1 protein-coding gene is annotated in these 252 nt (G+C 52.4%); it reads left to right on the plus strand.

From position 1 onward, the window contains the following. Window positions 1–14: 14 nt before the first annotated feature. A partial coding sequence (locus tag SB756_RS32980; RefSeq protein WP_410913623.1) for an MFS transporter occupies window positions 15–252 on the plus strand: 238 nt, incomplete at its 3' end.

The following is a 252-nucleotide window of genomic DNA, read 5'->3' on the forward strand; positions in this document are numbered from 1 at the left end:
CTGGTCTGGCATTTATGCGCGCCCTGATGGGTTTCAGCGAAGCGTCGGCAATTCCGGCGGGTGTAAAAACCGCATCAACATGGTTCCCGGCAAAAGAGCGTGGCGTGGCGACAGGTGTTTTCAATATGGGCACCTCACTCGGCGCGATGCTTGCTCCACCGTTGATTGCCTGGTGCATTATGTTTCATAGCTGGCAATTTGCGTTTATTGTTTCAGGTAGCCTTGCTTTGCTCGCGGCTTTATTTTGGTTCT

Source organism: Pseudomonas sp. SIMBA_068 (assembly GCF_046534705.1).
Lineage (GTDB): Bacteria > Pseudomonadota > Gammaproteobacteria > Pseudomonadales > Pseudomonadaceae > Aquipseudomonas > Aquipseudomonas putida.